The 1560-nt window shown below is 73.3% G+C and carries 1 protein-coding gene; it reads left to right on the forward strand.

Annotated features, from left to right (window positions below):
- Positions 1 to 91: 91 nt before the first annotated feature.
- Positions 92 to 1560 (forward strand): thiol reductant ABC exporter subunit CydD (gene cydD, locus GWK61_RS54470; RefSeq protein ID WP_323748208.1); only part of this gene is annotated, 1469 nt, incomplete at its 3' end.

The raw sequence follows: 1560 nt of genomic DNA on the forward strand, positions 1-1560 counted from the left end.
GTCGGTGGGGTCCGCGGGGTCTGCGGATCGGGCGGCGGCCGCGTCGGCTTCGGTCTGGCCGTGGTTGGCGGTGCTGGGGTGCTGTGTCTGCGTGCGGGCGGCGCTGTCCTGGGCGACGGAGGCGGCGGCGTTCCGGGCGTCGGCGTCGGTGAAGTCGGCCCTGCGCCTGCGGCTGGCCGCGCATCTGATGGCGCTGGGCCCGCGCTGGCTGGCGACGCGTAAGACGGCCCCGCTGGTGACGCTGGCGACGCGCGGGGTGGACGGCCTCGATGACTACTTCGCGCGCTACCTGCCGCAGGTGGTGCTGTCGGCGACGGTGCCGGCTGCGGTTCTGGCGGTGCTGTTCGGCGCGGACTGGGAATCGGGGCTCGTCGTCCTGGCGACGCTGCCGCTGATCCCGCTGTTCCTGTGGCTGGTCGGCGTGGCGACGCGAACGCACGTGGAGCGCCGCCGGCGGGCGCTGGACGTGCTGGCGGGGCACTTCCTGGATGTGGTCGCGGGCCTGCCGGACCTGCTGGTGTTCGGACGTGCGCGGGCGCAGGCCGCCGCGATCCGGCGGGCGACGGACGAGGACCGGGCGGCGACGCTGCGGACGCTGCGGCTGGCGTTCCTGTCGTCGTTGGTGCTGGAGCTGGCGTCGACGATCTCGGTGGCGATGGTCGCGGTGGGGGTCGGGCTGCGGCTGGTGGGCGGGACGCTGGACCTGCGGACGGGGTTGCTGGTGCTGATCGTGGCGCCGGAGGCCTACTGGCCGCTGCGGCAGGTGGGGGCTTTCTACCATGCGAGCGCGGAGGGGAAGGCTGCTGCGGGGGATGTTTTGGCGCTCTTGGACTTGACCCCTGCGCCTGCCCTTGCGCCTACCTCTGCGCCTGCGCCTGCACCTTTGTCGGCTCCAGTACCCAGCCCGCGATCCGCAGCCGTCTGCTCCGGCATCGAAATCAACAACCTGACAGTCCGCTACCCGGGCCGCACCGAACCCGCGCTGTCGGACTTCTCGCTGACGGTCGCGCCGGGGGAGTGCGTGGCCCTGGTCGGGGCATCGGGCGCGGGCAAGTCGACGGTACTGAAGGCGCTGCTGGGCTTCGTGGAGGCATCGTCGGGCTCGGCGACCGTGGCGGCCGCGGCCGGACCGGTGGCATGGCTGCCGCAGCATCCGTACCTGTTCGCGGGGACGGTGGCGGAGAACGTGCGCCTAGCCCGCGCAGAGGCATCGGACGCGGCGGTCTGGACCGCACTCCGGTCAGCTGCGGCAGCGGACTTCGTCGCAGCCCTCCCCGGCGGCCTGTCAGCCCGCATCGGCGAAGGCGGCCACGGCCTGTCGGCAGGCCAACGCCAACGCCTCGGCATCGCCCGAGCGTTCCTGGCAGACCGCCCCGTCCTCCTCCTCGACGAACCCACGGCATCCCTGGACACAGCAGCCGAAGCCGAAGTCGTGGCGAGCATCCGCACCCTGATCAAGCACCGCACCACGCTCGTGGTGGCACACCGCCCAGCCCTGGCGGCGCTCGCGGACCGCGTGGTGCCGATCGGCCCCAGCGCGAACACCCGCGACCCACACCC

The sequence above is a fragment of the Catenulispora rubra genome (assembly GCF_015356825.1).
Classification (GTDB): Bacteria; Actinomycetota; Actinomycetes; order Streptomycetales; family Catenulisporaceae; genus Catenulispora; species Catenulispora rubra.